A 24,642-nucleotide genomic window follows, 5' to 3' on the forward strand; every position below is an offset into this window, starting at 1 on the left:
CGTCGTCCTCGGCACCGCGACAGGTTACCGGTCGGTATGGCCAGGCTGTGCGAAGAGTATGCGAACACCGGGCTAGCATCGAATGAAGGTTGATGAATGATCGTTAACCGAACTGGTCGTCGACCTGCCGATTTCGCACGCCCGTCGCACTGTGAATGGGTCACACAGGCGGTTGCGAAGGCGCTGCGAAGAGTTGGGTCCCAGCGTAGGTATCCGGTACGAGTGAAGTATCGGAGTCGAGTGGAAGAGGTACAGCAGCGATGCCGATTGGTTCAGATCCGGGTGCGGACACCGTGCCCGGATACGCCGCATGGCGCAAGGGTGTGGCCGGAGTGCTGGCCAAGTCCCGCAAGGTCGAGGCATCCGAACTCGGTGACGAGCCGGAGCGCCTGCTCGAGGTCACCAATTACGACGGAGTGACCGTCGCGCCGCTGTACACCCGTCGCGACGAACTGCCCGAACAGCCTCTGCCCGGACGGTTCCCGTTCGTGCGCGGCAACGAGGCCACCCGCGACGTGCATCGGGGCTGGCATGTCAGCGCCCGCTTCGCCGGAACGGATCCGGCCGCCGTCAACGAGGAGATCCTCGCCGCTCTGGAGAACGGCGTCAGCTCCGTATGGCTCGGGGTCGGCGAGAACGGCGTCCCGGTGGCCGGGCTGGCGGACACGCTGCGCGGACTGCTGTTCGAACTGGCTCCCCTGAGCCTGTGGGCGGGCGCGGACACCCCCGCCGCCGCCGCGCAGGTGCTGACCCTGCTGGACGGCTACGAGGTGGCCGACCGCTCCGATATCCACGTCTTCCTCGGCGCGGCGCCGCTGACCAGCCGCTTCGCCGGAGTGGCGGACACCGACCTCGACGCCGCGGTCGAGCTGGCGCGCACCGCCGCCGGCCGCACCGAGACCGTCCGGGCGATCACGGTGTCCGGCACCGTCTTCCACAACGCGGGTGCGTCCGATGCCCAGGAGATCGGCGCGGCCGTCGCCGCGGGCCTCGACTACCTGCGCGCGCTCACCGACGCCGGACTCGATGCCGCCGACGCGCTGGACCAGGTGAGTTTCCAGCTGGCGGCGACCGACGATCAGTTCGAGACGATCGCGAAATTCCGCGCCGCGCGGCGCCTGTGGGCCCGGGTGGCCCACGAGCTGGCCGCGCCCGACTTCGGCAACGCCCCGCAACACGCCGTGACCTCCGAGGCGATGCTGAGCCAGCGCGACCCGTGGGTGAACATGCTGCGCACCACCCTGGCGGCCTTCGGCGCCGGTGTGGGCGGCGCGGACCTGGTCACCGTGCTGCCCTTCGACGCGGCCCTGCCGGCCGGGGAACTCGGTGTGTCGCAAGCATTCTCGGAACGCATGGCACGCAACACGCAGCTGCTGCTGCTCGAGGAGTCGCATCTCGGACATGTGCAGGACCCGGGCGCGGGTTCCTGGCACGTGGAAAGCCTCACCGCGGAGGTGGCCGGTGCGGCGTGGGCGTTCATGCAGGAGCTCGAGCGCGCCGGCGGATACCGCGCCGCGCTGGAGTCCGGCCTGCTGGCCGAGCGCATCGCCGACACCCGGACCCGCCGCGAATCCGACATCGCCCACCGCCGCACCGCGGTCACCGGCGTCAACGAATTCCCGAACCTCGCCGAGGAACCGCTGTCGGAGGCCGCGCGCGACACGAACGGGGTGGCCCGCTACGGCGCGGCCTTCGAGGCGCTGCGCAACCGTTCGGACGCCTACCTGGCCGCCCACGGCCGCCGGCCCCGGGCGCTGCTGGTACCGCTGGGCCCGGTCGCCGAGCACAACGTGCGCGTGACCTTCACCGCGAACGTACTGGCCTCCGGGGGCATCGAAACGGTGAACCCGGGAGCGCTGGAGACGTCCGGGATCGGCTCTGCCGCAACCGAATCCGGAGCGACCATGGCGGTGCTGTGCGGCAGCGACGCCCGCTACGGCACCGAGGCCGCGCCCGCCGTGCAGCAGCTGCGCGACGCCGGCGTGACGACGGTCCTGCTGGCCGGGCCCGAGAAGGCGGTGGCCGAGGTGAGCGGCACACAGCGGCCGGACGGATTCCTCACGGCCCGCATGGACGCGGTGGCGACCCTGTCCGGCCTGCTGGAGAAGCTGGGAGCGTAATGACTACTCGAGATGTGAACCACGTGATCGGCAGCTTCGCCGAGGTACCGCTGGGTGAACCGGCGGTCGGGCGGACCGGTGGCGGCGACGTCGAGGCGTTCGTCGCCGAATCGGCGGCCGCCAACGGCTACGCGCCCGAACAACTGGTCTGGGCCACCCCCGAAGGCATCGACGTCGCGCCGGTGTACACCAAGGCCGACCGCGATGCCGTTGTGGCCGAAGGCTATCCGCTTGACAGCGTGCCCGGTGTGGCGCCGTTCGTGCGCGGACCGTACCCGACCATGTACGTGAATCAGCCGTGGACCATCCGCCAGTACGCGGGTTTCTCCACCGCCGCCGATTCCAACGCCTTCTACCGGCGTAACCTGGCCGCGGGCCAGAAGGGCCTGTCGGTCGCCTTCGACCTGGCGACCCACCGCGGCTACGACTCCGATCACCCGCGCGTCACCGGTGACGTCGGTATGGCCGGCGTCGCCATCGACTCGATCCTGGATATGCGGGAACTGTTCGACCGGATTCCGCTGGATCAGGTGTCGGTGTCGATGACCATGAACGGCGCGGTGCTGCCGATCCTGGCGCTCTACGTCGTCGCCGCCGAGGAACAGGGCGTCAAGCCCGAACAGCTGGCCGGAACCATTCAGAACGACATTCTGAAGGAGTTCATGGTCCGCAACACCTACATCTATCCGCCCAAGCCCTCGATGCGGATCATCTCCGACATCTTCGCCTACACCTCGGCGAAGATGCCGAAGTTCAACTCGATCTCGATCTCCGGCTACCACATCCAGGAAGCCGGAGCCACCGCCGACCTGGAGCTGGCCTACACACTGGCCGACGGTGTCGAATACATTCGCGCCGGCCTGGACGCGGGCATGGAGATCGATCAGTTCGCGCCGCGGCTGTCGTTCTTCTGGGCCATCGGCATGAACTTCTTCATGGAGGTCGCCAAGCTGCGCGCGGGCCGCCTGCTGTGGAGCGAGCTGGTGTCGAAGTTCGAGCCCAAGAGCCAGAAGTCGCTCTCGCTGCGCACCCACTCGCAGACCTCGGGCTGGTCGCTGACCGCGCAGGACGTGTTCAACAACGTCGCGCGCACGTGTGTCGAGGCGATGGCCGCGACCCAGGGCCACACGCAGTCGCTGCACACCAACGCCCTCGACGAGGCGCTGGCGCTGCCCACCGACTTCTCCGCGCGCATCGCCCGCAACACCCAGCTGCTGCTGCAGCAGGAGTCGGGGACCACGCGGCCGATCGACCCGTGGGGCGGTTCCTACTACGTGGAGTGGCTGACCCACCAGCTCGCCGAGCGGGCCCGGGCCCACATCGCCGAGGTCGAGGCGCACGGCGGTATGGCGCAGGCGATTTCGGAGGGCATCCCGAAGCTGCGCATCGAGGAGGCCGCGGCCCGCACCCAGGCGCGCATCGACACCGGCGCGCAGCCGGTGATCGGCGTCAACAAGTACCAGGTGACCGAGGACCAGGAGATCGAGGTCCTCAAGGTCGAGAACTCGCGCGTGCGCGCGGAGCAGAACGAGAAGCTGCGCCGCCTGCGCGCCGAACGCGACAGCGCCGAGGTTGAGCGGGCGCTGGCCGAATTGACCAGGGCCGCAGCGTCTTCCGAGGGCGGGATGGCCAACAACCTGCTCGCGCTGGCCATCGACGCGGCCCGCGCCAAGGCCACGGTCGGCGAGATCTCCGACGCGCTGGAGAAGGTGTACGGTCGCCATCAGGCCGAGATCCGCACACTGTCGGGCGTCTACCGAGAGGAGGCCGGCAAGGTGACCAACATCAGCAGGGCCATCGAGCTGGTCGAGGAATTCGCCGAGGCCGAGGGCCGCCGCCCCCGCATCCTCGTCGCCAAGATGGGCCAGGACGGCCACGACCGCGGCCAGAAGGTGATCGCGACCGCCTTCGCCGACCTCGGCATGGACGTCGATGTGGGCCCGCTGTTCCAGACTCCGGAAGAGGTGGCCCAGCAGGCGGCCGACAACGACGTGCACATCGTCGGTGTCTCCTCGCTGGCGGCCGGTCACCTCACGCTGGTGCCCGCCCTGCGGCAGGCACTGGCCGATGTCGGGCGCCCCGACATCATGGTCATCGTCGGCGGCGTGATTCCGCCCGGTGACTTCGACGAGCTGTATGCCGCCGGCGCCGCGGCGATCTTCCCGCCGGGCACCGTGATCGCCGATGCCGCGATCGGTCTGCTGCAGAAGCTGGCGGCCGAACTCGGCCACGAGATCGGCGGACAAGCCGAGGCGGAATGAGCGACGCCGACCGGACCCCGGCGGGCGATGCGCCCGCTGGGGCTGAGGTGCCCACGAAGGCGGAGTTGCCGGGAAGCCAGGCTCTGTCCACCGCCCGCGGCCTGCCTCCCGCGCTGCGCGTGGACGGACCGCAGTCGCCGGGCGGCGGCCAACGCCGGACCATCGATGTGGCGGAGCTGGCGGGTGCGATTCGCGAGAATCAGCGCGCCGCGCTCGCCCGCGCGATCACGCTGGTCGAATCCACCCGCGCCGATCACCGCGAGGCGGCACAGCGGCTGCTGCTCGAGCTGACGGCCGAAGCCGGCGCCGCCGCGTCCAATCGCGTCGGTATCACCGGCGTTCCGGGCGTGGGCAAGTCGACGTTCATCGACGCGCTCGGGATGTATCTGATCGGCCAGGGGCATCGGGTCGCGGTGCTGGCGGTGGATCCGTCCTCGACTCGCACCGGCGGATCGATTCTCGGCGACAAGACCCGCATGGCGCGTTTGTCGGTGGAACGTGACGCGTTCATCCGCCCGTCGCCGACCGCGGGCACGCTGGGCGGTGTCGCCAAGGCGACCCGCGAGACCATTGTGCTGCTCGAGGCCGCCGGTTACGACGTGATCCTGGTGGAGACGGTGGGCGTCGGCCAGTCCGAGGTGACCGTCGCGAATATGGTCGACGTGTTCTGCTTCCTCACCCTGGCCCGCACCGGAGATCAGTTGCAGGGCATCAAGAAGGGTGTGCTGGAGCTGGCCGATCTGGTCGCGGTCAACAAAGCCGACGGCCGCCACGAGGTGGAGGCGCGGGCCGCCGCACGCGAATTGCAGGGTGCGATGCGACTCATCCATCCGCGCGAATCCCTCTGGCGCCCACCGGTTCTCACCATGAGCGGGCTCAACGGCACCGGTCTGGACACCTTCTGGGATACGGTCCTCGAACACCGGCGCGTTCTCACCGAGGCGGGCGAGTTCGCCGAGAAGCGCCGCCGCCAGCAGGTCGACTGGACCTGGACGATGGTGCACGACCAGCTGCTGCGCCGGCTCGCCGACAGTCCCGGCGTGAAAGCGATTCGCGCGCAGGTGGAAAAGCAGATCCGCGACGGATCGCTGACCCCGGCCCTCGCAGCCGAGGAACTGCTGCGCGCCTTCGACGAGAAGTAGCAGGGCTGTCCGGGCGACGAGAATTCGCGCCCGGACACCTCATCGCATCCGGAACAGCCGCGCCGCATTGTCGTAGCAGACCGCGCGCACCCAGTCCGCGCCCAAGTCGAGTCGTTCGAGCGCTTCCAGCGCGTGGGCGTAGGAGTACGGGATGTTCGGGAAGTCACTGCCGAACAGGATTCGCTCGCCCAGCTCGGATAGGCGCGAATATTCGTTGCGCGGGAACGGGTTTCGCTCTTCGATGAAATCGGTGAACGACATCGTGGTGTCGAGGTGCACGTTGTCGTAGCGCTCGGCGAGGTCGAGGAACTGCGAGTATTCCGGCACGCCCATATGAGCGATGATCAGCGTCAGCCGCGGAAACCGCTGCAGCAGTGCCGCTATCGGTTCCGGACCGGTGAATTCACCCGGCGCCGGCCCCGAGCCACAGTGGATCAGCACCGGAATCCCAGCCTCGGACAGCAGCCCCCACACTTCGGTCAGCAGCGGGTCGCCCGGATGATAATCGCCGACCTGGATATGCGATTTGAAGATGCGCGCTCCGGATTCGACCGCGGCGCTTACATAACTTCCGGCGCCGTGCTCGGGGTAGAAGGTCGCGGTGTGCAAGCAGTCCGGGGTGCGCGCGGCGAAGTCGGCCGCCCATTCGTTCAGCCACGCCGCCATATCGGGTTTGTGCGGATACACCAGGGAGGTGAACGCCCGCACTCCGAAGCCGCGCAGCGTATCGAGGCGCTGCTGCTCGTCGTCGCGATAGGTGATCGGCCACGGCCGTCCGATCAGCGGACCCGCGGAATCGAAATACGCCCACACCTTGTGCAGCACCCGATCGGGCATGAAGTGGGTGTGCACATCGATGATTCCGGGCAGCTCCATCCGGCTCCGGAATTGCGCGACCGCCGCCTGGTCACTCTCGTCGACCGTCACCGAACCTCCTGTGCCACCGGCGGATACAGCGCCGCCGCGAAATCACCGATCCGCTCGATCATGCGGTCGAAGAAGGCCGCCGGGTCGGTGCCGACCGCGATATCGGCGTTGGGTGCGCGACCCCACATGCCCGCCCAATCGGCGACCGTGGTGCCGCGGGTGATCGTTCCGGCGAGCTCGACGTCCACCGTTGCCGGGCGCAGCACCGCCAGGGTCGGTTCGAGCGCGACCGCCGCGGCGAACGGATCGTGCATATGTGCCAGGTACCCCTGGTCGTAATGCTGGTGGAACTCGAAGTAGAACCGCACCGCGTCGATCAGGAACCGCACGATCGGATTGGCCGCCTCGGACCGGAGGCCGGACGGATCCCCGGGAGCCGGCATCGCGGCGCCGCCGCAGTGCGCTCGCTCGGCGATCCGCCGCAGATGGTCCGGGAACATCTCGATCGATTCGGTGATGTCGAGCGCGCAGACGATCGGCCGATGATCCTGCGGGGCGGCGGAGAACGCGTCGAAGACCACTTTGGCGGCCTCCGGGTCGACATGCACGTTCCACTCGTTGGTCGGGGTGGTGTTACCCGGATGCCGGAACGCGCCGCCCATGATCACCAGTCGCCGAAGCAGTTGCGGCAGCCGGGGTTCCAGTTCCAGCGCCAGGGCCAGGTTGGTCAAGGGCCCGGTGCACAGGCCCAGTACCGCACCCGGACGTGCCCGCACCGTGTCGACCCACAACTGCGCCGCCGAACGATCCGAGAGCGGGCGCGGCGAGGGCGGCAGTTCGGCATAGCCGATCCCGTGCGGACCGTGGGTGTCCTCGGTGGTCCGCAGCGGGATCGCCAGCGGCTGCGCCGCGCCGAGTGCCACCTCGATGGCCGGCGCCCGGCACAGATCCAGCAGGGCCAGATTGTTCGCCGCGACCTGCGCGGTGGGGACATTGCCTCCGGTCGAGGCTATTCCGGCGATCTCCAGCTGCGGGTCCGCCAGCAGATACAGCAGTGCCAGCGCATCGTCGATTCCGGTGTCTACGTCCACCATGATCGTCTGCCGCACGGTGCGAGACTAGCGGCCCGCCGCCGGGCCGCCCCGTCCGGCCTGTCGGCGGGCGAAACGATGCGGACGAGGGTAGTTTCGACATGTCAATTCTCGTGTTGTGGACCGTGCGCGTTCCTCGCAGCGGCCTGGGGGTGTTTCGCCGGTGAGATTCGCGGACCGTTTCAACGAGGTCGTCTCGCAGTGGGAGCAGGCGCACGGTATCCGGATGACCAATCGCGCCTTGGCTTTTCGCGTGACCCAGGCCGGGCATCCCGTCTCGGCGACCTATCTGTCCCAGCTGCGGTCGGGCAATCGCGACAATCCGTCCCGAGCTCTGGTCGAAACCGTGGCCAGGGTGCTGGCGGTGGAATTGACCCGTTTCAACGACGGTGGGCCCGGTGATCCAGTGCCCGGTGACGACCTGGTGTCGGCGGCGGTGGACGATCCGGCGCTGCGGCGTCTGCTGAGCACAGCGGCCGGACTGTCCGCCTCCTCGATCGAATTGCTGTCGGATCTGGCCGCCAAGCTGCGGCTCGCGGAGGGGTTGGCGCCGGGCACGACGGCCCAGCTGTGACCGTGCCTACCGTCCGGTCGTGGCGGCGGAACTCTCGTACGTGGGCAGTTCGTAGTCGTCGGTCTTGCCGAAGAACAGCTTCATCATGACCGGCCGCATCGGCTTCGACATCATGATCCGGTTGGCGGTTCGCCGCATGAATGTGCCGAATGCGCTGGGGGACAGCATCATATCGATTCCGCCGCCTGGGAGTTCCTTGGCCTTGTCGAGAAACGGGGTGACCTTCTCCTCGTAGCGGCGCAGCGCCGCCGGGACATCGGCCGGATCGGCCGCCAGCTCACCCGCGAGGATGTATGCGCCGACGAGCGCCATCGCCGTGCCCATCCCGGTCATCGGTGAGCCGCAGTAGCCGGCGTCGCCGACCAACGTCACGCGCCCGGCCGCCAGGGTGGGCATATCGATGCGCGCCAGTTCGTCGAAGTAGAAGTCGTCGGCCTCGGTCATGGCCGCCAGAATGGTCGGCGCGTGCCAGTGCGGCTGCGAACCGACCTTCTCGCAGATCAGCCGCTGCTGTGCGGCGGTATCGCGGCGCAGCGCCGGATCGGGGTCGCCGAGCAGAGTGAGAATCGCCTTGGCGGTCGCGGGATCGCGGTCGGGCCGCAAGCCGACCGCGGCGGAAGGAACCAGCTGCATGGCGAACCAGCCGGGCGTGATCCCCGCCGGGGTCGGCATCGTGAAGAACGAGGCGTAGCCGCCGAGGAAGGTGCTGAACTGCTCCTCCGGACCGAAGGCCAGCCGGCGGGTCGCCGAATGCACGCCGTCGGCGCCGACGACGAGGTCGAAGTGGCCGCTGCGTCCCGAGGCGAACGTCACCGTCACGCCGGTGTCGTCCTGGGTCAGCGATTCGATCCACTCGCCGTAGCGGTAATCCAGCTCACCGCCGGCCGCGGCGACGGCGTCGAGCAGTACCTGATTGAGGTCACCGCGGGTGATCTCGATGTCGGCCACCGGGCCCTTGCCCTCGAAATGTTCCATCGCCATGTTCGCGTAGGTGCGTCCCTTGTGGTCGATGTAGGAAATGCCGAGTTCTTCGAGCTGGTATTCGGCGATGCCCGGCATCAGGCCCATGCGCTCGGCCACTTCGCGACTGGGTCCGCGCAGATCGACAGCCTGTCCGCCCGGCCGGGGAGCGGTGGCGCGCTCGATGACGGTGACCGCGATACCGGCTCGAAGCAATTGCAGCGCAACGGCATTGCCGGCGATGCCGCCGCCGGAGACGAGGATGTGCAGGGGGCGGGAGATGGTGCTCATGGGGGTGATTCCTATCGGTTGGTCCGAACGTCTTAGACAAATGTGCCATATGGTTGGCACGCTTGTCTAGTACAAATGTCTAAGACGTTGTAACCTGGGCTTATGGGTAATCGAGAGGATCTGTTGGCAGGGGCGAGGAAGGCGATTCTGGAGCGAGGTCTCGCCAAGGTGACCGCGCGCGACATCGCCGGCGCGGCCGGGGTCAGCCTGGCGGCCATCGGCTACCACTTCGGTACCAAGGATCGGTTGGTCGCTGAGGCCATCGCCGAGGCGACCGGTGACGAGATCGGCCGCGGTATGGAGGCGGCCATCCGGGACGCGGGGGAGGGGCGGACCCTGGCGCAGTCGCTGGAGGCCACGTGGAACGGCATGCTGGACGTCATCCAGAACCATCCGGACGAGCTGATTCTCAGCTTCGAGAACGGGGTGCGAGTGGCCCGGTCGCCGGAATCCCAGGAGTACTTCTCGGGTGCGACCGAGGAGGTCTATGCCGCACTCGTCGAGCCCCTGCGCGAAGTTCATCCGGAGCTGTCGGCCGGCGATGCCCGCGCCGTCGCCAAGCTCTATTTCGCGCTGTTCCAAGGTATGGCGCTGCAGTGGCTGATCGCGCCCGCGGGTGATCAGCTGACCGGCGACGACGTCGTCCGTGCGGTGCGAGCGATGAGCCGGGAATAGCTCGCGCGGGTGCGCTATTCGGCGACTGCGTGGTGAGAGCGGTACCGCCGCCGCCTACCGAGCCGGACGAAGCCGATCCACGACACCGCCACCAGCACGACGACCAGTATGCGTACGAGATCCAGAGCGCTGCGGGGGTAGAGCACCCCGGTGATGTAGTAGTCGATGAAGCCGGTCGACGGCAGGCCGGCTTCGCCGCCGCGTTCCCGGGCCCACGTCTCCAGGTAGGTCAGGGGGCAGTCGACCCCGATGAGTACCGTGCTGAAACCCCAGGCCACCGCGGCGATATGGGTCCAGATCGTCCAACGCCACCGCCACGCGACGAATCCGCCGACGACGAGGTAGGCGATGAACAGAAAATGCACACCCGCGGTGGCATCTGCCAGCAGCCGGTACATCACGTAATCCAGATTAGGGCGCTTGTCGCCGGCGTGCGCGGGATTCGGGCGTCGGCGCCTGCCGGGTGAACGACCGTGTCTCCCACGGCCTTCCGGCCGCGGTCGGCGACTCGGAGCGTAAAAGGATATCGGTACGCACATATGCGCATTGAACAATTAATCGCTCGGCATGGCTCTCGGCCGACACATGGGGGAGCGGTCCATCTCGAACAAGGCCAACGACATGGGAAAAAGCGCCGTGGCCTTCCGCGGGGGAGTACGGGCCGGCCGGCTGGGAGGGGGAAGCGCCTGCAGTGCTTTCACCACGAGGTGATTCGAGTCGTGTCGGAGCTGCAGGAATGTCCTCAGGCGCCTGGAAGCCGCATTCAATATCGATACGTCGATATGCGCATCTAAACATGTGTAGCCCTGGCGCATGCCACTCGAACACACCACAAACTCACCCCTACAGAGCAGCCGCGACAGGACCGGGGTCACCAGTTGGATGGCTCGTAGTCCTTGAGGAAGCAGCCGAGGAGGTCGTCGCCGTCTTCCCCGCGCACGATCGGGTCGTAGACGCGGGCGGCGCCGTCCACGAGGTCGAGGGGAGCGTGGAATCCCTCCTCGGCGAGGCGGAGCTTGGTGTAGTGCGGGCGCTCGTCGGTGATCCAGCCGGTGTCGACGGCGGTCATGAGGATGCGGTCGGTTTCGAACATCTCGCGGGCGCTGGTGCGGGTGAGCATGTTGAGCGCGGCCTTGGCCATATTGGTGTGCGGGTGGCCGGGGCCCTTGTAGCCGCGGCTGAACACACCTTCCATGGCCGAGACGTTGACGATGTACTTGCGGCGGGCCGGTGATGCGGCGAGGGCGCGCCGCAGCCGGGAGATCAGCAGGAACGGTGCGGTCGAGTTGCACAGCTGCACTTCGAGCAGTTCGGTGGCGTCGACCTCGGCGACGGTCTGCACCCAGCTGTTGGAGTGAGCCAGATCGGGTACCAGGCCACCGGCGTCGATCGCCACACCGCGCGAAATGCGTTCGGGCGTGGCCGATCCCGCGACCAGTGCGAGATCGGTGACCTCGGCGGCGGACAGCGTGGTCGGTGCCGACACGGAGTGCAGGGACGCGGTGAGTGCGTTCGGATGGGCCTGGGTGGTGTGGCCGAAGGTGATGGTGTCGGGCAGCTCGCCGGCGGGGAGCGGGGCGGATTCGGCCTCGACCAGTGCGGCGTAGGCGCCTGCCGAGCGCCGGACGGTCTGGGCGGCGTTGTTGATGATGATGTCCAGCGGTCCCTGCGCGGCGACATCGTCGGCCAAGGCGACGACCTGGGCCGGATCGCGCAGGTCGATGCCGACGATCCGCAGCCGGTGCAGCCATTCGGCGCTGTCGGGCTGGGCGGTGAAGCGGCGGATCGCGTCGTTGGGGAAGCGGGTGGTGACCGTGGTGTGGGCGCCGTCGCGCAGCAGTCGCAGGGCGATGTACATGCCGATCTTGGCGCGGCCGCCGGTCAGCAGCGCGCGGCGGCCGGACAGGTCGGTGCGGGCATCGCGTTTGGCATGGTTGCGGGCGGCGCAGTCCGGGCAGAGCTGGTGGTAGAACCGGTCGACGCGGGTGTAGCGCTGTTTGCAGATGTAGCAGGGCCGCGGGCGCAGCAGGGTGCCGGCGGCGTCGCCGTCGACGGACGTGGAGAGCGGGATGCCGGCGGTCTCGTCGTCGATGCGGTTCGGGGAGCCGGTGGCGGTGGCGGCGACCACCGCCCGGTCGGCGGCGGCGACGGCGTCGCGGGCCTGAGTGCGGCGGCGCCGCTTCAGTCTCTTGAACATGTGCCCGACCGCACGCTGCACCGCGATGGAATCGGGGTTGTCGTCGTCGAGCAGTGCGGCCTGGTCGAGGACGCGCAGGCAGATCGCGAGCTCCTCGGGATCGATGGTGTCCGGCAGGGGAGTGGTGGGCGCGTTCGTCGTGGTGTGCTCAGCCATCGTGCTGCCGGATGATCCTTCGTGTGCGGGAATGTGCGACGCCTATTGTCGCATCGCGGCTGTTGGAGGCTGCCGGGGCTCCTCAGCGCGGGGTGTAGTGGATGGGCCGGTGGTCGGTGTGCTGATCGTCGATGAAGTTGGCGATGGCTTCGACGACCAGCAGGGGTTCGGTCAGCGGCAGCCAGGGATCGGCGGGCAGTTCGCGCAGCCAGAGGCGGTCGACGTCGCGGCGGATATGGGCACGCAGGCTGGGCAGGGCGGCGGTGTCGGCGCGGTCGAGGATGAGTTGGACCGGCACGGCGGTATGTTGCGGGCGCGGATGGCGCAGGTGGTGGGCGAGGTTGGCGGCGACGATGCGGGCGCCGGCCAGCAGGTCGGCGGGCCAGGTGGTGGCCTGCGGGAGGACCCGGGCGCGCAGGCGGGGCCAGTGCAGGAGGCGGCGGCCGAGAACCAGCCAGCTCAGGCGCGGGAGCCGCCACCAGGGGCTGCGGGGGCAGCGGAGATCGCGCAGTGCGAGGGCGAGGTGGTCGAGGTGGGGCGCCGACAGCGCGGTGGCGGAGGCGATGCGGGTGTTGGCGCGCGGGTCACCGAGGGCGTACCAGAGTTGGATCGCGCCCCAGCCGTGGCCGGCGAGGTGGACCGGTGTGCGAGGGCTGACGGCGTCGAGGACGGCGAAGAGGTCGTCGGCGAGGTGGGGCAGGCGGTAGCGGTGGGTGCGGGTGGGTGCGCTGGAGCGGCCGTGGCCGCGGACGTCGTAGGTGACCACGTGGAAGCTGTCGGCGAGTCCGGTGGCGACGCGGTTCCAGATGCGATGGGTGTCGGTGATGCCGGGGATGAGCACGATGGTGTCGGCCTGGGGGTGGCCGTATTCGTAGACGGCGAGGTCGCCGCCGGGGGCGGTGACGGTGCGGTGGCGGGAGGGGGTGCGGGCTGAGTTCATCGGTCTACCTCGTGAGCGCGGGGTCGGAGCCGCTCGTACTGCCGGTACGGTCAACGGTAGCGACAGTACGCGATCGGCTGTCGGTCGGCGGACCTCGGTGGGGTATCTCCTTATTCAGCCCCCGTTTCGGCTGGTGCACGGGGTGGTCATCGATTTCGTACCGGCGGTATGTGTAACGTGGGTGCGACTGTTCGCTCGGCTGGGGAGGTGCCCATGGTGTCTCGGGTCGGCCGGCGAGCTGCCGCGCCTAGGGTCACGCGGGAGGAGATCGTCGATGCGGCGATCCGGGTGATCGACCGGGACGGCCCGCAGCCGAGTATGGACGACATCGCGCGTGCGGCGGGGATGACGAAGCCGCGGTTGTATCGGCAGTTCGCGGACAAGGCGGATCTGTACACCGAGATCGCCGATCGGATGTCGCGCGACGCGTTCGCGGCCGCCGGGCAGGATATGACGTTGCTGCTGCAGCCGCCGCGGCCCGCGCTGCGGCGGGTGTTCACCGCGTATGCGGCCGGAATTCTTCAGCATCCCAATGTCTTTCGGTTTCTGATGCAGGCGCCGGTGGTGCAGACGGCGCAGGCGAGCAGGTCGGGGGGAGAGGCGGTGGGGGCGGTGCTGCAGTTCGATCTGGGGCGCGATGCGGCGCGGCGGTTCGCGAAGCTCGCGCAATCGATCGCGGAGGCGGTGCCGATCGAGACGGCGGGCCTGGACTATCTGGCGCGGGCGGTCGTCGGCGTGGTGGTGGCGACAACGGATCTGTGGCTCGAGGGGGCGGAGTCGCCGCGGCGGAGCAGTGCGGATTTCGTCGCGGAGCTGACCGAGTTGGTCTGGTCACTGATCGACGGGTTTCTGCGGCGGCAGCGGATCGTGGCGGATCCGGAGGTTCCGATTTTCAGCACGCTGGCGGAGGTGAATATCGCGCGGGAAGCGCACTGAACCCGCGTTGTTGACATGCCGCCAATAGTGCGCCAGGCTGGTGCGCGGGGCCGGTGCGGTCCGGTTCCGGGTACGAGACGAAGGAAGTAACGATGGCGCGCGCCGCGTGGAGCGACGATGAGGTCGAGGCCGTCCGGGATCTGGCGAAGACCTTTTTCGAGAAGGAAGTCCTGCCGAATGAGGAGAAGTTCGTCGCGCAGGGCCATCCGGACCGCGAGCTGTACAACCGGGCGGGTGAGCTGGGTCTGCTGTGTGCCGCGATTCCGTCCGAATACGGCGGTGGCGGTGGCACTTTCGCGCACGAGGCGGCGTTGATCGAGGCGCAGTCCTATGCCGGGGACGGTTCACTGGGTATGCCGGTGCATTCGTCGATCATCGCGCCCTACATCCATCATTTCGGGACCGAGGACCTCAAGCGGCGGGTGCTGCCGAAGGCGGCCGGCGGTGAGATGGTGCTGTCGATCGGTATGACCGAGCCGGGGACGGGTTCGGACCTGCAGAACATCAAGACCCGCGCGGTGCGCGAGGGTGACGAGTACGTGATCACCGGGTCGAAGATCTTCATCTCCAACGGCTGGCTGTGCGACGGCATCATCATCGCGGCCAAGACCGATCCGACGAAGGGTGCGGCGGGTGTGTCGCTGATCTTCGCCGAGGTGAGCGATGAGACGCCCGGCTTCCGGCGCGGCCGGATCCTGAACAAGATCGGCGGCAAGGCGCAGGACACCGCGGAGCTGTTCTTCGACGGCCTGCGGGTGCCGGCGTCGAATCTGCTGGGGGAGGCCGAGGGGCAGGGCTTCTATCAGATGATGCAGCTGCTGGCGCAGGAGCGGCTGGTGACCGCGATCATGGCGGTGTCGATGATGGAGCGGGCGGTGGAGTTGACCGTCGAATACACCAAGGGCCGTGAGGCTTTCGGCAAGCCGCTGTTCGCGATGCAGAACACGAAGTTCGAGCTGGCCGAGTGCGCGACGATCGCGCGGGTGAGCCGGACGTTCCTGGATGATGCGATCGGGAAGCATCTGCGGGGTGAGCTGGATATTCCCACCGCTGCGATGTCGAAGTACTGGCTTACCGACCAGTTGGGTATTGTGGTGGACCGCTGTCTGCAACTGTTCGGTGGCTATGGATACATGACGGAGTACCCGATTTCCCAGCTGTACACCGGTGCGCGCGTGCTGCGCATCCTCGCCGGTTCCAACGAGGTGATGAAGGATCTCATTGCCCGCTCACTCTGAGACCACGACCCAGCCGGTGCCGGCCGATGCCGATTCGGCTCGGCGGCGCCGGCTGGAGCCGGACGAACGGCGCGCGCAGATTCTGGCCTGCGCCATCGAGATGTTCGGCGAACGTCCGTATGCGGCCGTGTCGACCGCTGAACTCGCGCAGCGCGCCGGGGTGGCGCGCGGGCTGATCAATCACTATTTCGGCAACAAGCGTGATCTGTATCTGGCGGTGGTGCGGCGGATGGTGACGTTGCCGCGCGCCGATTACATGGTGATGCCGACCGGTACGCCGCGGGAGCGGGTGGATGCGAGTGTGTCGTGGCTGCTGGACACGATCAGCGGGTTGGGCAGTACCTGGGTGAAGGTGACCGGGCACGAGGGTATCGGGGACGATCCGGAGGTGCAGCGCATCCTGGACGAGGCCGACGACGCCGCGGCGGACCGGCTGCTGGAGATGGTGGGCCTGTCCGGATCGGCGCGTGACGACGAGTTGCGGGCCCTGGTCCGCGCCTACAGCGGTATGGTGAAAACTGCTGGGCGCGAATGGATTACGCGCCGCAGCTTGAATCGTGAGCAGGTGCATCATCTGCTCGCGGATGTGTTGATGGCGTTGGTGCAGACCACGTTTCCGCGGATCGAACAGGCCCGCTGACGGCGCACCCGGCGCGGCGTGGTTCTCAGCCGGGGGTGCGGGCGCGGCTGGGTTGGACGCGCGGTGGTTCGTTGGGCATCTTCGGGTAGTTCGGTGGCCAGGGGGCGTCGAGCAGGCCGGAATCGAAGTCGCGGCGCGACATTTCGAGTAGTGGCTGGATCGATTGCGGGGTGCGGTCGGCCCAGGGGTCGCCGGATGCGGCGAGCCGCTCGGGGACCGTGGCGATGGTCAGTTCGTCGGGGACGATCGCATCGAGTGCGTCCCAAGCGATGGGGGTGGAGACCTGGGCGCCGACCTTGGGTCGCACGCACCAGGCGCCGAAGACGGTCTTGTGTGGCGCGTTCTGGTTGTAGTCGATGAAGACGCGTTGTCCGCGTTCTTCTTTCCACCAGTTGGCGGTGATCAGGTCGGGGTGGCGGCGTTCGAGTTCGCGGGCCATGGCGACCGCGGCGGCGCGGACCTGGTAGCCGTCCCAGACGGGTTCGAGGACGGCGTAGATGTGCAGGCCGCGGGATCCGGAGGTTTTGACGCGGGCGTCGATGCCGAGTTCGGCGAGCAGTTCGCGGGTGAGCACGGCGACGCGGCGCAACTCGTCGAAGCCGATGCCGGGGGAGGGATCGAGGTCGATGCGCAGTTCGTCGCTGATGTCGAGGTCGCCGATCTCGCCTTCGGTGCGGGCCGGAACGCCGCCTGCGGGAACGTGATTGGGCCAGACGTGGAAGCCGAGGCAGCCGAGGTTGACCGCCCAGAGGATATGGGCGAGGTCGGCGGCGACCAGGGCATCGCTGGCGGTGCCGTTGGGTGTGGAGACCTGCACGGTCTGCAACCAGTCGGGGACCGATTTCGGGACGCGTTTCTGGAACCAGGATTTGCCGCCGGCGCCGTCGGGATAGCGTTCGAGCAGCACGGGCCGGTTGCCGATGGTGCGCAGCAGTGGTTCGGCGACGGCCTGGTAGTAGCGCACGAGGTCGAGTTTGGTTTCGCCGCGTTTGCTGAAATAGATCTTGTCCGGGTTGCTGATGCGGACGGTCACGCCGTCGGTGTCGATGTCGATGGCTTCGCTCACGGCTGGGCCTGCGCTTTCGCGGCGGTGAAGACGTCGGCGAGTTCGGCGGGCGCGACCTCTTCGAGTTGGGCGTAGGTGCACGATTGCGGGGTGCGGTCGTCGCGGAAGCGGACCAGGCGCCCGCCGTGGCGTAATCGCCCGGCCATGAGGTGTTCATAGCGGACCTCGGCTACGAGTTCGGGTCGCAGTGGTTCCCAGGACAGGTCCTTGCCGCCGGTCCAGCGGCTGATGCCGCCGGGCATCTTGCCTTCGGCCTTGGCTTGTGCGGCGGCGTCGGCCCAGTTGCGCCAAGGATGGTTGTCGAGTGCGCCTTCGCGCAGCGGTGCGAGTTCGTCGACGAGTTGTTTGCGGCGGGCGGCGGTGAAGCTGCTGGCGACGCCGACGTGGTGCAGATGGTCGTCCTCGTCGTAGAGGCCCAGCAGCAGTGAGCCGACGCCCTGGCCGTCCTTGTGCCAGCGGAATCCGGCGACGACGCAGTCGGCGGTGCGTTCGTGTTTGACCTTGACCATGACGCGTTTGTCCTGCATATAGGGCAGGTCGCGGGATTTGACCATCACGCCGTCGAAGCCGGCGCCCTCGAATCGGGTGAACCAGTCCTGGGCGGTGTCGGGGTCGGAGGTGACGGGTGTGAGGTGGATGCCCTCGTGCGGGGTGTCGAGGATGGATTCCAGCAGCTGCCGGCGTTCGTGGAAGGGCCTGGTGGTCAGATCCTCGTCGCCGAGGGCGAGCAGGTCGAAGGCGACGAAGCTCGCGGGTGTTTCGACGCTGAGTTTGTTCACTCGTGAGGCCGCGGGGTGCAGGCGGTTCTGCAGGACATCGAAATCGAGGCCGTGTTCGGTGACGACGACGATTTCACCGTCGAGGACGCATCGCGGTGGTAGCGCCGTGTCCAGCAGCCGCACCACTTCCGGGAAATAGCGGGTGAGTGGCCGGTCGTTGCGGGAACCGAGTTCGATATCGGTGCCGTCACGAAAGACGATGCACCGGAAGCCGTCCCATTTGGGCTCGTAGAGGAGGGTGTCCTCGTGGGGCAGGGCGCCGGCGGATTTGGCCAGCATCGGTTTCACCGGCGGCATGACGGGCAGGTCCACGCGATCCTCCTCGGGTCGGTCTCACCCATGCCGACGGTGCGGGCGGGAGAAATTCATCGCCCGGCACCGTCGTCATGATCGTAGGCCGAGAGCCGCATCCGCGGTCGCGGGACATTCGCCCGGTCCGGTCAGTTCTCCAGCCAGCCGTGCTGGTCGGCGAATTCGGCGAGCCGGTCGCGGATGGTGATGATCTCGCCGGCGGTGAGCGCGGGACTGGCGTCGAGCAGCAATTCGGTGATCAGTCGTTTGTGTTCGGCGGCGGTGAGCTGGCCGGTGCCGCGGCCGCGATGCCGCGGCGGCGCCGGTGTGCCGCCGACCGCGGTCAGGTTGACCGCCTTGGGTCCTCGATCACCCTCGGTGACCTCGAATTCGAATACACGCCCCTGCCGCAGTTCGTCCTCGTCCAATCCGATGTCGTTCACGTGAACGAATACGTCCGGCCCGCCGTCTTCGGGGCGGATGAATCCAAACCCCCGAGAACTGTCGAAGGACACCAATTTCCCGATCGACACCTACACCTGCTCCTCATTGCCGTCCGTGTGCGGTCACTCTATCGGTGCCCCGGAGTGGTTGTCGGTGGAAAGAGCCTTTTGCAGCGAGTTGAATACCGTCAGTCCCTGCCCGACCATTCCGTTGACCAATTCGCCGACGCCGTCGGGTCCGTTGAGGACGGTCAGATTGGCGTTGGACAGGCCGAGCGCGGCCTGTTTGACGATTTCGGGCAGCTGCTCGATCAGCAACTGGTCCAACGCGATCCGGTTGTTGGATGCCGCGGCCTCGGCCTGGATGCGGGTGCGGTCGGCCTCGGCCTGGGCGAGTACGCGCACGCGCTCGGCTTCGGCTTGGGCGGGCTTGACGACCTCGGCCTGCAGTTGCTGTTCGCGCAGCTGTGCTTCCTTGCGGGCGCGTTCGGCCTGGGCGGTGAGCACTTCCTGCAGGGCGATGGCTTCGGCGAGGGGCCCGGCCTGACTGGCCTCGGCTTTGGCCTTGTCGATATCGCGCTGGTATTCGGCCTGCAGAATCGCGGTCTGGCGTTGATATTCCGCCTGTTTGCGCAGCGATTCCTGTTCGGCTTGGGCGGCGAGCTGGGCGGCGGCGGCCTGAGCGATCTGGGCGTCGCGCTGAACGGCGGCGTTGTGCGGTGCGGCGAGGGCGGCGATGTAGCCGAGTCCGCCGTCGTCGATGGACTGGATCTGGAACGAGTCGACCCACAGTCCGATATTGCTCATCTCCACCTTGGACGCGACCAGGACCTCGTCGGCGAGTTTCTGGCGTTCGCGGATGATCTCCTCGACGGTCATGGAACCGACGATGGAGCGCAGATGGCCGGAGAAGATGCGCCCGGTCAGCACCGACATCTCGCGTTCCTGTTCGGACAGGAATCGTTGTGCGGCGTTGACCACGGACTGGGTGTCGTTGGCGACCTTGAAGGCGATGACCGCGCGCACGTCGAGCTGGATGGCCTGACGGGTGACGCAGCGTTCCTGGATCTCGGATTCGAACATCGCCAGCGATAGGTAGCTGACCTTGCGGAAGAACGGCATCACCCAGGCGCCGTGGCCGGTGATGACGCGGAAGGGGGCGTTGTCCTTGGCGCGGCCGCCGCTGATCAGCATGGCCTCGTCGGGATCGGGCACGTGATAGCCCAGCACTGGTGTCTCCCTTGTTATTTCGTTGTATCCCCACCCGGTCCGACATCCAGCGGGATCCACTCGACGACATCGACGATCCGGCCGGGATGCACCTCGACCACGAGTACGGTGGTGCCGGCATCCAAGGGTTCGGTGGATCGCGCGATGTACAGCTCGGTGCCCCCTCTGATCGCGACCAGGACCTCCCCGAGCATGCCTGCGCCCCGGATCGGCGATGTGAGCCTACCGGTCGAACCGAGTACCGGGTCTTCTATCGCGGGGAACTCCTTGCCGGACAACGAATGAACTGATGGAGACCAATGTAGTGCGCGCGCCGGGGCCGCGCCGCGGGCGGCAAGATAACGGTGGGAACGGACGAATCGGGCGCGAAAAGTCGGAGGTTTCGATATGGCCTCCCCTGGGAAAGGGGGCTGGTCAAGCGATCGGTCACCTGGCAGGCTGAAGCGGTGACCTCTCCTCCGGATATTCCTGCGGCGACGTCGGATCCCGCTTCCGACACACTCGATGCCGCGGTGTTCAAGGTAGCCGGTGTGGTCGTGCTCGGCGCGATCATGTCGATCCTGGACGTGACCGTCGTAACCGTCGCACTGCCGACGTTCCAGCACGAATTCGACACCAGCTACGCCATCGCGGCCTGGACGATGACCGGCTACACCCTGGCCCTGGCCAGCGTGATCCCGCTGACGGGCTGGGCTGCCGACCGATTCGGCACCAAACGTCTCTACATCCTGGCGCTGACGTTCTTCATTCTCGGCTCGGTGCTGTGTTCCACGGCCTGGAACATCGAGTCGCTCATCGCCTTCCGCGTCGTGCAGGGCCTCGGCGGCGGCATGCTGATGCCACTGGGTATGACGATCATGACCCACGCGGCCGGACCGCAGCGGATCGGCCGCGTGATGGCGGTCCTCGGTGTGCCGATGCTGCTGGGGCCGATTCTCGGGCCCATTCTCGGTGGCTGGCTGATCGGCAGTTTCAGCTGGCACTGGATCTTCCTGATCAACCTGCCCGTGGGTGTGGTGGCGTTGATCCTGGCGGTCGTGGTGCTGCCGTCGGACCGGCCCGAACCCTCGGAATCGTTCGACTTCCTCGGGATGCTGCTCGCGTCACCGGGGTTGGCGCTGTTCCTGTTCGGTGTGTCCTCGATTCCCGAACAGCACACGGTGGCCTCGGCGCGGGTGCTGGTGCCGGCCGCGATCGGCCTGGTGCTGATGGTCGGTTTCGTCTTCCACGCGCTGCGCACCGAACATCCGCTGATCGATCTGCATCTGTTCCGCAATCGCCAGCTGACCTTCGCCGTACTGACCGCGGTGTTCTTCGCGGTGGCGTTCTTCGGCTCCGGCCTGCTGCTGCCCAGCTATCTGCAGCAGGTGCAGGGTAAGTCGACACTGGTGACCGGATTGCTCATCGCACCACAGGGTCTGGGCGCGATGGTCACGATGCCTATCGGCGGCAAGCTGGTCGACAAGATCGGCCCCGGCAAGGTGGTGATGAGCGGTCTGACCGTCATCGCGGTGAGCATGCTGTTCTTCACCCAGCTCTCGGCCGACACCTCGCTGCCGCTGATGTGTGTGGCGTTGTTCGTGATGGGGCTGGGCATGGGCTGCACGATGATGCCGACCATGACCGCCGCGATCCAGACGCTGACCCACGCACAGGTGGCCCGGGGTTCGACGCTGATGAACATCGTCAACCAGGCGGCCGGTTCGATCGGCACGGCGACCATGTCGGTGCTGCTGACCAACATGCTGGAGAACAAACCGCTGGCGCAGGCGGCGATCGGATCGCAGTTCGATCCGACCATCGCGCAGAAGGTGCCGCCCGAGCAACTCGACACCGGCTTCGACCAAGCGGCGACCGCCTACGCGCACACCTACATCGTCGCCCTGGTGCTGGTTCTGGTGACGCTGATCCCGGCGGCGTTCCTGCCGCGCTCCAAACCGAAACTGCCCCAGGAAGATGCCGACGCACCGGTGCTGATGGGGCACTGACCGGCGAGGGCCGCCGAGCCCTCGTTGGCCCACCGCGTTCGTGCACCGGATGCACGAACGCACCGCATGCCGCCCGGGCGTGACCTTCGGGTCCGCCCGGGCGGCATGCGTCGTTTCCACGCTGTAGCCCGAGGCGTCTCGACGCTGGTCGCTGCTGAATTGCTGCCAACGTTCCGGTGACAGTTGGATCACTTTGGATGAACCCGTGGCGTTTCGAGTTGTACGTTTGAATTCCCAGTTCAAATGCACTGACGAGCGGGTGAACGAAAGGGGCGGTCATGCCGTTGCGCAAGAGTTTGCTGGGATCGCGAACCGAATCGGTGAGTACGAAAACCGCCACGCCCGTTCGCGCCTCACTGACCCCGGAAGCGTTGACCACCGGCGGCCTGCTGCTCACCGGCGCCGGACTCGCCCTGCTCGGTCCGTTGCTCGCGGCGATGCTGATCCGCGCGAGCGGGGCGGGCCGCACCGACGCGGCGGCGACGACACCGCTGGTCCTGGCGATGCTCGCCGTGATCATCGCTGTGGCGGGCGGTTTCGCCCTGTTCGTCTCGGCATGGCGGCGGGCCCACACTCCGGCGCCGGGGCGGGTGCGCAGCGTCGCCGCGGTGCGGACGAAATCCCTGCGTTCCGAATTCGACAGTGGCGGTGGGCTATGAGTATCGCCGATATCGAACGGGCCCGGCCCGATCGGCTGCGGTGCCGGCAACTGCGGATGCGGGCCGTGGTCGTGAACGAGTCCGGCTGCCGGGACGCGACCGAGGTGCTGCTGGAACGGGCGTATCGCCGCTGGTCGGGTCGCCCGGACTGCGATCATTTCCCGCCTGTGCAGCGCTGGCGCGCCGTCGAGCCGGGGTATCTGGACGGCGCCGAGTTGCTGCCCGGCTCGCTGATCTGCGCCGCGGCGGCGGGCCATCGTCCGCGTATTCGTGATTTGTCGCTGGGAGTGCAGGCCGCACTCGTACTGCATTCGGGATGTCCGGCGCTGGTCGAGGAGACGGCTCTGCCGGGCTCGGGCCGCGCGGTGCTCGCGCCGGGACCGCGGCGTGGTCTGCTCGTCTCGGTCTACGGTTTGCCCGAGGACGATATGACGCTGGCCGAAAGCGTGCTGGCCGGATACGTGGGGCTAGGCGCGCTGGAAGTGGTGGAACGGTTCTCCCGGTGGCTGCCCGACAATGCCTTGCGCCCAACGGTATCGGTCCCCGCGCGTGCCGCGGGGACCGATCCGCGTGCCGTGGCGTGACCGCGCTCAGCTCGCCTGCGCCGGTTCGGGTTGCGCAGCCGGTTGCGCCGCGCGGTGTCGCAGCAGGATCAGGCCCAGCAGGGCGGCCGCGAGACTGAAACCGGCGCTGATCCACGCTCCGTAGGACATGGCGGTGGTGAACGCCGACTTGGCCGGTTCGCCGAAGCCGAGGGCGAAAGCGTTGCCGATGTTCTCGCGCGCCGCGTCGGGAGCATCGGCGGGCATGTGCGAGGTGAACACGCCCGCCAGCACACTGCCGAGCACCGCGATGCTGACCGCCATTCCGACCTGCTGGATGGTGTCGTTCATCGCCGAGCCGACACCGGCGTGTTCGAGCGGGATCGCGCTCATGATCGCGGCATAGGCCGCGGGACCGGCCAGGCCGCCGCCGATACCCATCACCAGCATGGAGGCCAGCACCCACGCGTAGCTGTCGGCGTTGGCGAGGATGACGAACGCCCCCGCCATCACCGCCAAGCCCGCGACGATCAGGGTCTTGTTGCTCAGCTTCTTGCCGAGCGTGGCGCCCAGTCCGTTGCACACCGTCGCGGCCACGGCGTACGGCAGCAGTGCCAGCCCGGCTTTCATCGGGCCGTATCCGAGGACGAACTGCAGGTACTGGGTGAGCATCAGCATCACCGCGCCCATGCCGAACACCATCAGCAGCAGCGTCAGGCAGGTGCCGGTGAAGTCGCGATTGCGGAACACCGCCAGCGGCAGCATCGGATGCGGGGAGCGGTATTCCCAGTAGGTGAATCCGGCCGCGGCCACCACCGCGAGTGCGATGACGGGGATGTTCCATTCGCGTTCGATGATCACGTAGACGGTCGCGGTGAGCGCCGCGATCGACAGCAGCACCCCGACCAGGTCGACGGGGCGTTGCTGCCCGTAGGTTTCGGGCATCAGTACCACCGCGGCGATGATCGCGACGATCGCGACGGGGATGTTGAGCAGGAAGACCGACCCCCACCAGAAGTGCTGCAGCAGAAAGCCGCCCAGGGTGGGGCCGAGCACGATGCCGACCATGGACACCGTGGACCAGCCGGCCATCGCCTTGCGGCGTTCGTCCTCCTCGAAGGTCGTCATCAGGATCGACAGTGTCGAGGGCATGAGCAGCGATCCGCCGACGCCCATGGCGGCGCGGGCGGCGATCACCTGCCACGGTTCGTCGGCCAGGACGGCCAGCAGTGACGCCGCGCCGAATACCGCGAGTCCGGTGATGAGCATGCGCCGGCGGCCGAACCGGTCGGACAGGCTGCCGGCGGTGAGCAGGAGTCCGGCGAAGACGAGGACGTAGGCGTCGAGGATCCACTGGATGTCGGAGGGGCTCGCGCCCAGTTCCCGGATCAGTGACGGAATGGCCAGGTTGAGGACGGTGCCGTCGATCATCAGCACCAGCAGGGACAGGCAGAGCACACCCAGGATCCACCAGCGGCGGGGATCGCGCGGGGTCGTCTCCGCGGGTTCTCGTACAGTGTTCGATTCCACTCGAGCAGCGTACGATAAACTCGAAC

The 24,642-nt window shown here is 67.7% G+C and carries 23 protein-coding genes; 11 read left to right on the forward strand and 12 right to left on the reverse strand.

What is annotated here, in order from left to right:
• Positions 1–260: 260 nt before the first annotated feature.
• Genes ACPCUW_RS13935 through meaB form a run of 3 tightly spaced genes read left to right on the forward strand, consistent with a single transcriptional unit; the run spans position 261 to position 5,523 of the window.
• A complete protein-coding gene (locus ACPCUW_RS13935) occupies positions 261–2,120 on the forward strand; it encodes a methylmalonyl-CoA mutase family protein (protein WP_423425183.1) in 1,860 nt (619 codons plus the stop codon).
• Entirely contained in the window at positions 2,120–4,381 is a 2,262-nt protein-coding gene (gene scpA, locus ACPCUW_RS13940) for a methylmalonyl-CoA mutase (protein WP_423425185.1), read from the forward strand. Before ACPCUW_RS13935 ends, scpA begins: the two co-directional genes overlap by 1 nt.
• Positions 4,378–5,523, forward strand: a complete 1,146-nt coding sequence (gene meaB, locus ACPCUW_RS13945) for a methylmalonyl Co-A mutase-associated GTPase MeaB (protein ID WP_423425187.1) — start codon at positions 4,378–4,380, stop codon at positions 5,521–5,523. The genes scpA and meaB overlap by 4 nt, the downstream gene beginning before the upstream one ends.
• A gap of 39 nt (positions 5,524–5,562) precedes the next feature.
• Here the strand turns inward: meaB and ACPCUW_RS13950 are convergent, their stop codons facing one another.
• On the reverse strand, positions 5,563–6,399 hold the full coding sequence (locus ACPCUW_RS13950; protein WP_195074277.1) for an amidohydrolase family protein: 837 nt from the start codon (positions 6,397–6,399) through the stop codon (positions 5,563–5,565).
• Positions 6,400–6,446: 47 nt separating this feature from the next.
• Entirely contained in the window at positions 6,447–7,484 is a 1,038-nt protein-coding gene (locus ACPCUW_RS13955) for a nucleoside hydrolase (protein ID WP_423425391.1), read from the reverse strand.
• Between the two features lie 160 nt (positions 7,485–7,644).
• Between ACPCUW_RS13955 and ACPCUW_RS13960 the strand changes: the two genes are divergently transcribed.
• On the forward strand, positions 7,645–8,055 hold the full coding sequence (locus ACPCUW_RS13960) for a hypothetical protein (RefSeq protein ID WP_423425188.1): 411 nt from the start codon (positions 7,645–7,647) through the stop codon (positions 8,053–8,055).
• Positions 8,056–8,061: 6 nt separating this feature from the next.
• On the opposite strand, the gene ACPCUW_RS13965 is transcribed toward ACPCUW_RS13960, so the two are convergent.
• Positions 8,062–9,306 (reverse strand): FAD-dependent monooxygenase, encoded by a 1,245-nt coding sequence (locus ACPCUW_RS13965; protein WP_423425190.1) that lies wholly within the window; start codon positions 9,304–9,306, stop codon positions 8,062–8,064.
• Positions 9,307–9,408: 102 nt separating this feature from the next.
• Here ACPCUW_RS13965 and ACPCUW_RS13970 point away from each other — a divergent pair, with 102 nt between their 5' ends.
• Positions 9,409–9,981, forward strand: coding sequence for a TetR/AcrR family transcriptional regulator (locus ACPCUW_RS13970; protein ID WP_030514491.1), 573 nt, complete (start codon positions 9,409–9,411; stop codon positions 9,979–9,981).
• Positions 9,982–9,995: 14 nt separating this feature from the next.
• Here the strand turns inward: ACPCUW_RS13970 and ACPCUW_RS13975 are convergent, their stop codons facing one another.
• The 3 genes from ACPCUW_RS13975 to ACPCUW_RS13985 all read right to left on the reverse strand — a co-directional run bounded on the left by ACPCUW_RS13975 (position 9,996) and on the right by ACPCUW_RS13985 (position 13,274).
• Positions 9,996–10,379, reverse strand: a complete 384-nt coding sequence (locus ACPCUW_RS13975; protein WP_228793512.1) for a DUF2784 domain-containing protein — start codon at positions 10,377–10,379, stop codon at positions 9,996–9,998.
• Between the two features lie 473 nt (positions 10,380–10,852).
• Positions 10,853–12,334: an SDR family NAD(P)-dependent oxidoreductase gene (locus ACPCUW_RS13980; protein ID WP_423425192.1), complete on the reverse strand. Its 1,482-nt coding sequence runs from the start codon at positions 12,332–12,334 to the stop codon at positions 10,853–10,855.
• 82 nt (positions 12,335–12,416) lie between these two features.
• Positions 12,417–13,274: an alpha/beta fold hydrolase gene (locus ACPCUW_RS13985; protein ID WP_423425194.1), complete on the reverse strand. Its 858-nt coding sequence runs from the start codon at positions 13,272–13,274 to the stop codon at positions 12,417–12,419.
• 213 nt (positions 13,275–13,487) lie between these two features.
• On the opposite strand from ACPCUW_RS13985, the gene ACPCUW_RS13990 reads away from it, so the two are divergent.
• From ACPCUW_RS13990 to ACPCUW_RS14000, 3 genes are all read left to right on the forward strand, one after another.
• Positions 13,488–14,210, forward strand: a complete 723-nt coding sequence (locus tag ACPCUW_RS13990) for a TetR/AcrR family transcriptional regulator (RefSeq protein WP_393528343.1) — start codon at positions 13,488–13,490, stop codon at positions 14,208–14,210.
• A gap of 92 nt (positions 14,211–14,302) precedes the next feature.
• Positions 14,303–15,448, forward strand: coding sequence for an acyl-CoA dehydrogenase family protein (locus ACPCUW_RS13995; RefSeq protein WP_063015076.1), 1,146 nt, complete (start codon positions 14,303–14,305; stop codon positions 15,446–15,448).
• The gene (locus ACPCUW_RS14000) at positions 15,432–16,088 is read left to right on the forward strand and encodes a TetR/AcrR family transcriptional regulator (RefSeq protein WP_051755639.1); all 657 of its coding nucleotides are present in this window, start codon (positions 15,432–15,434) and stop codon (positions 16,086–16,088) included. Before ACPCUW_RS13995 ends, ACPCUW_RS14000 begins: the two co-directional genes overlap by 17 nt.
• Before the next feature lie 25 nt (positions 16,089–16,113).
• On the opposite strand, the gene ACPCUW_RS14005 is transcribed toward ACPCUW_RS14000, so the two are convergent.
• From ACPCUW_RS14005 to ACPCUW_RS14025, 5 genes are all read right to left on the reverse strand, one after another.
• Complete coding sequence (locus tag ACPCUW_RS14005) at positions 16,114–17,154, reverse strand: DNA polymerase domain-containing protein (protein ID WP_423425196.1); 1,041 nt, start codon at positions 17,152–17,154, stop codon at positions 16,114–16,116.
• Positions 17,151–18,245, reverse strand: coding sequence for an ATP-dependent DNA ligase (locus tag ACPCUW_RS14010; RefSeq protein ID WP_423425198.1), 1,095 nt, complete (start codon positions 18,243–18,245; stop codon positions 17,151–17,153). The genes ACPCUW_RS14005 and ACPCUW_RS14010 overlap by 4 nt, the downstream gene beginning before the upstream one ends.
• Positions 18,246–18,373: 128 nt before the next feature.
• Complete coding sequence (locus ACPCUW_RS14015; RefSeq protein ID WP_063910793.1) at positions 18,374–18,757, reverse strand: cold-shock protein; 384 nt, start codon at positions 18,755–18,757, stop codon at positions 18,374–18,376.
• Positions 18,758–18,790: 33 nt separating this feature from the next.
• Positions 18,791–19,897: an SPFH domain-containing protein gene (locus ACPCUW_RS14020; protein ID WP_082941099.1), complete on the reverse strand. Its 1,107-nt coding sequence runs from the start codon at positions 19,895–19,897 to the stop codon at positions 18,791–18,793.
• 14 nt (positions 19,898–19,911) lie between these two features.
• Entirely contained in the window at positions 19,912–20,091 is a 180-nt protein-coding gene (locus ACPCUW_RS14025; protein WP_104362599.1) for a hypothetical protein, read from the reverse strand.
• Positions 20,092–20,343: 252 nt separating this feature from the next.
• Between ACPCUW_RS14025 and ACPCUW_RS14030 the strand changes: the two genes are divergently transcribed.
• From ACPCUW_RS14030 to ACPCUW_RS14040, 3 genes are all read left to right on the forward strand, one after another.
• Entirely contained in the window at positions 20,344–21,885 is a 1,542-nt protein-coding gene (locus tag ACPCUW_RS14030) for a DHA2 family efflux MFS transporter permease subunit (RefSeq protein WP_064907008.1), read from the forward strand.
• Positions 21,886–22,163: 278 nt separating this feature from the next.
• Positions 22,164–22,544: a hypothetical protein gene (locus tag ACPCUW_RS14035; protein WP_063015080.1), complete on the forward strand. Its 381-nt coding sequence runs from the start codon at positions 22,164–22,166 to the stop codon at positions 22,542–22,544.
• Positions 22,541–23,128 carry a hypothetical protein gene (locus tag ACPCUW_RS14040; RefSeq protein WP_104389837.1) on the forward strand — a complete coding sequence of 196 codons (588 nt, stop codon included), beginning with the start codon at positions 22,541–22,543 and terminating at the stop codon, positions 23,126–23,128. Before ACPCUW_RS14035 ends, ACPCUW_RS14040 begins: the two co-directional genes overlap by 4 nt.
• A 6-nt stretch (positions 23,129–23,134) precedes the next feature.
• Here ACPCUW_RS14040 and ACPCUW_RS14045 read toward each other — a convergent pair whose 3' ends face one another.
• Positions 23,135–24,616, reverse strand: coding sequence for an MFS transporter (locus ACPCUW_RS14045; RefSeq protein ID WP_245921234.1), 1,482 nt, complete (start codon positions 24,614–24,616; stop codon positions 23,135–23,137).
• Positions 24,617–24,642: the final 26 nt, after the last annotated feature.

It is taken from the genome of Nocardia sp. AB354 (genome assembly GCF_049538315.1).
Taxonomy (GTDB): domain Bacteria; phylum Actinomycetota; class Actinomycetes; order Mycobacteriales; family Mycobacteriaceae; genus Nocardia; species Nocardia nova.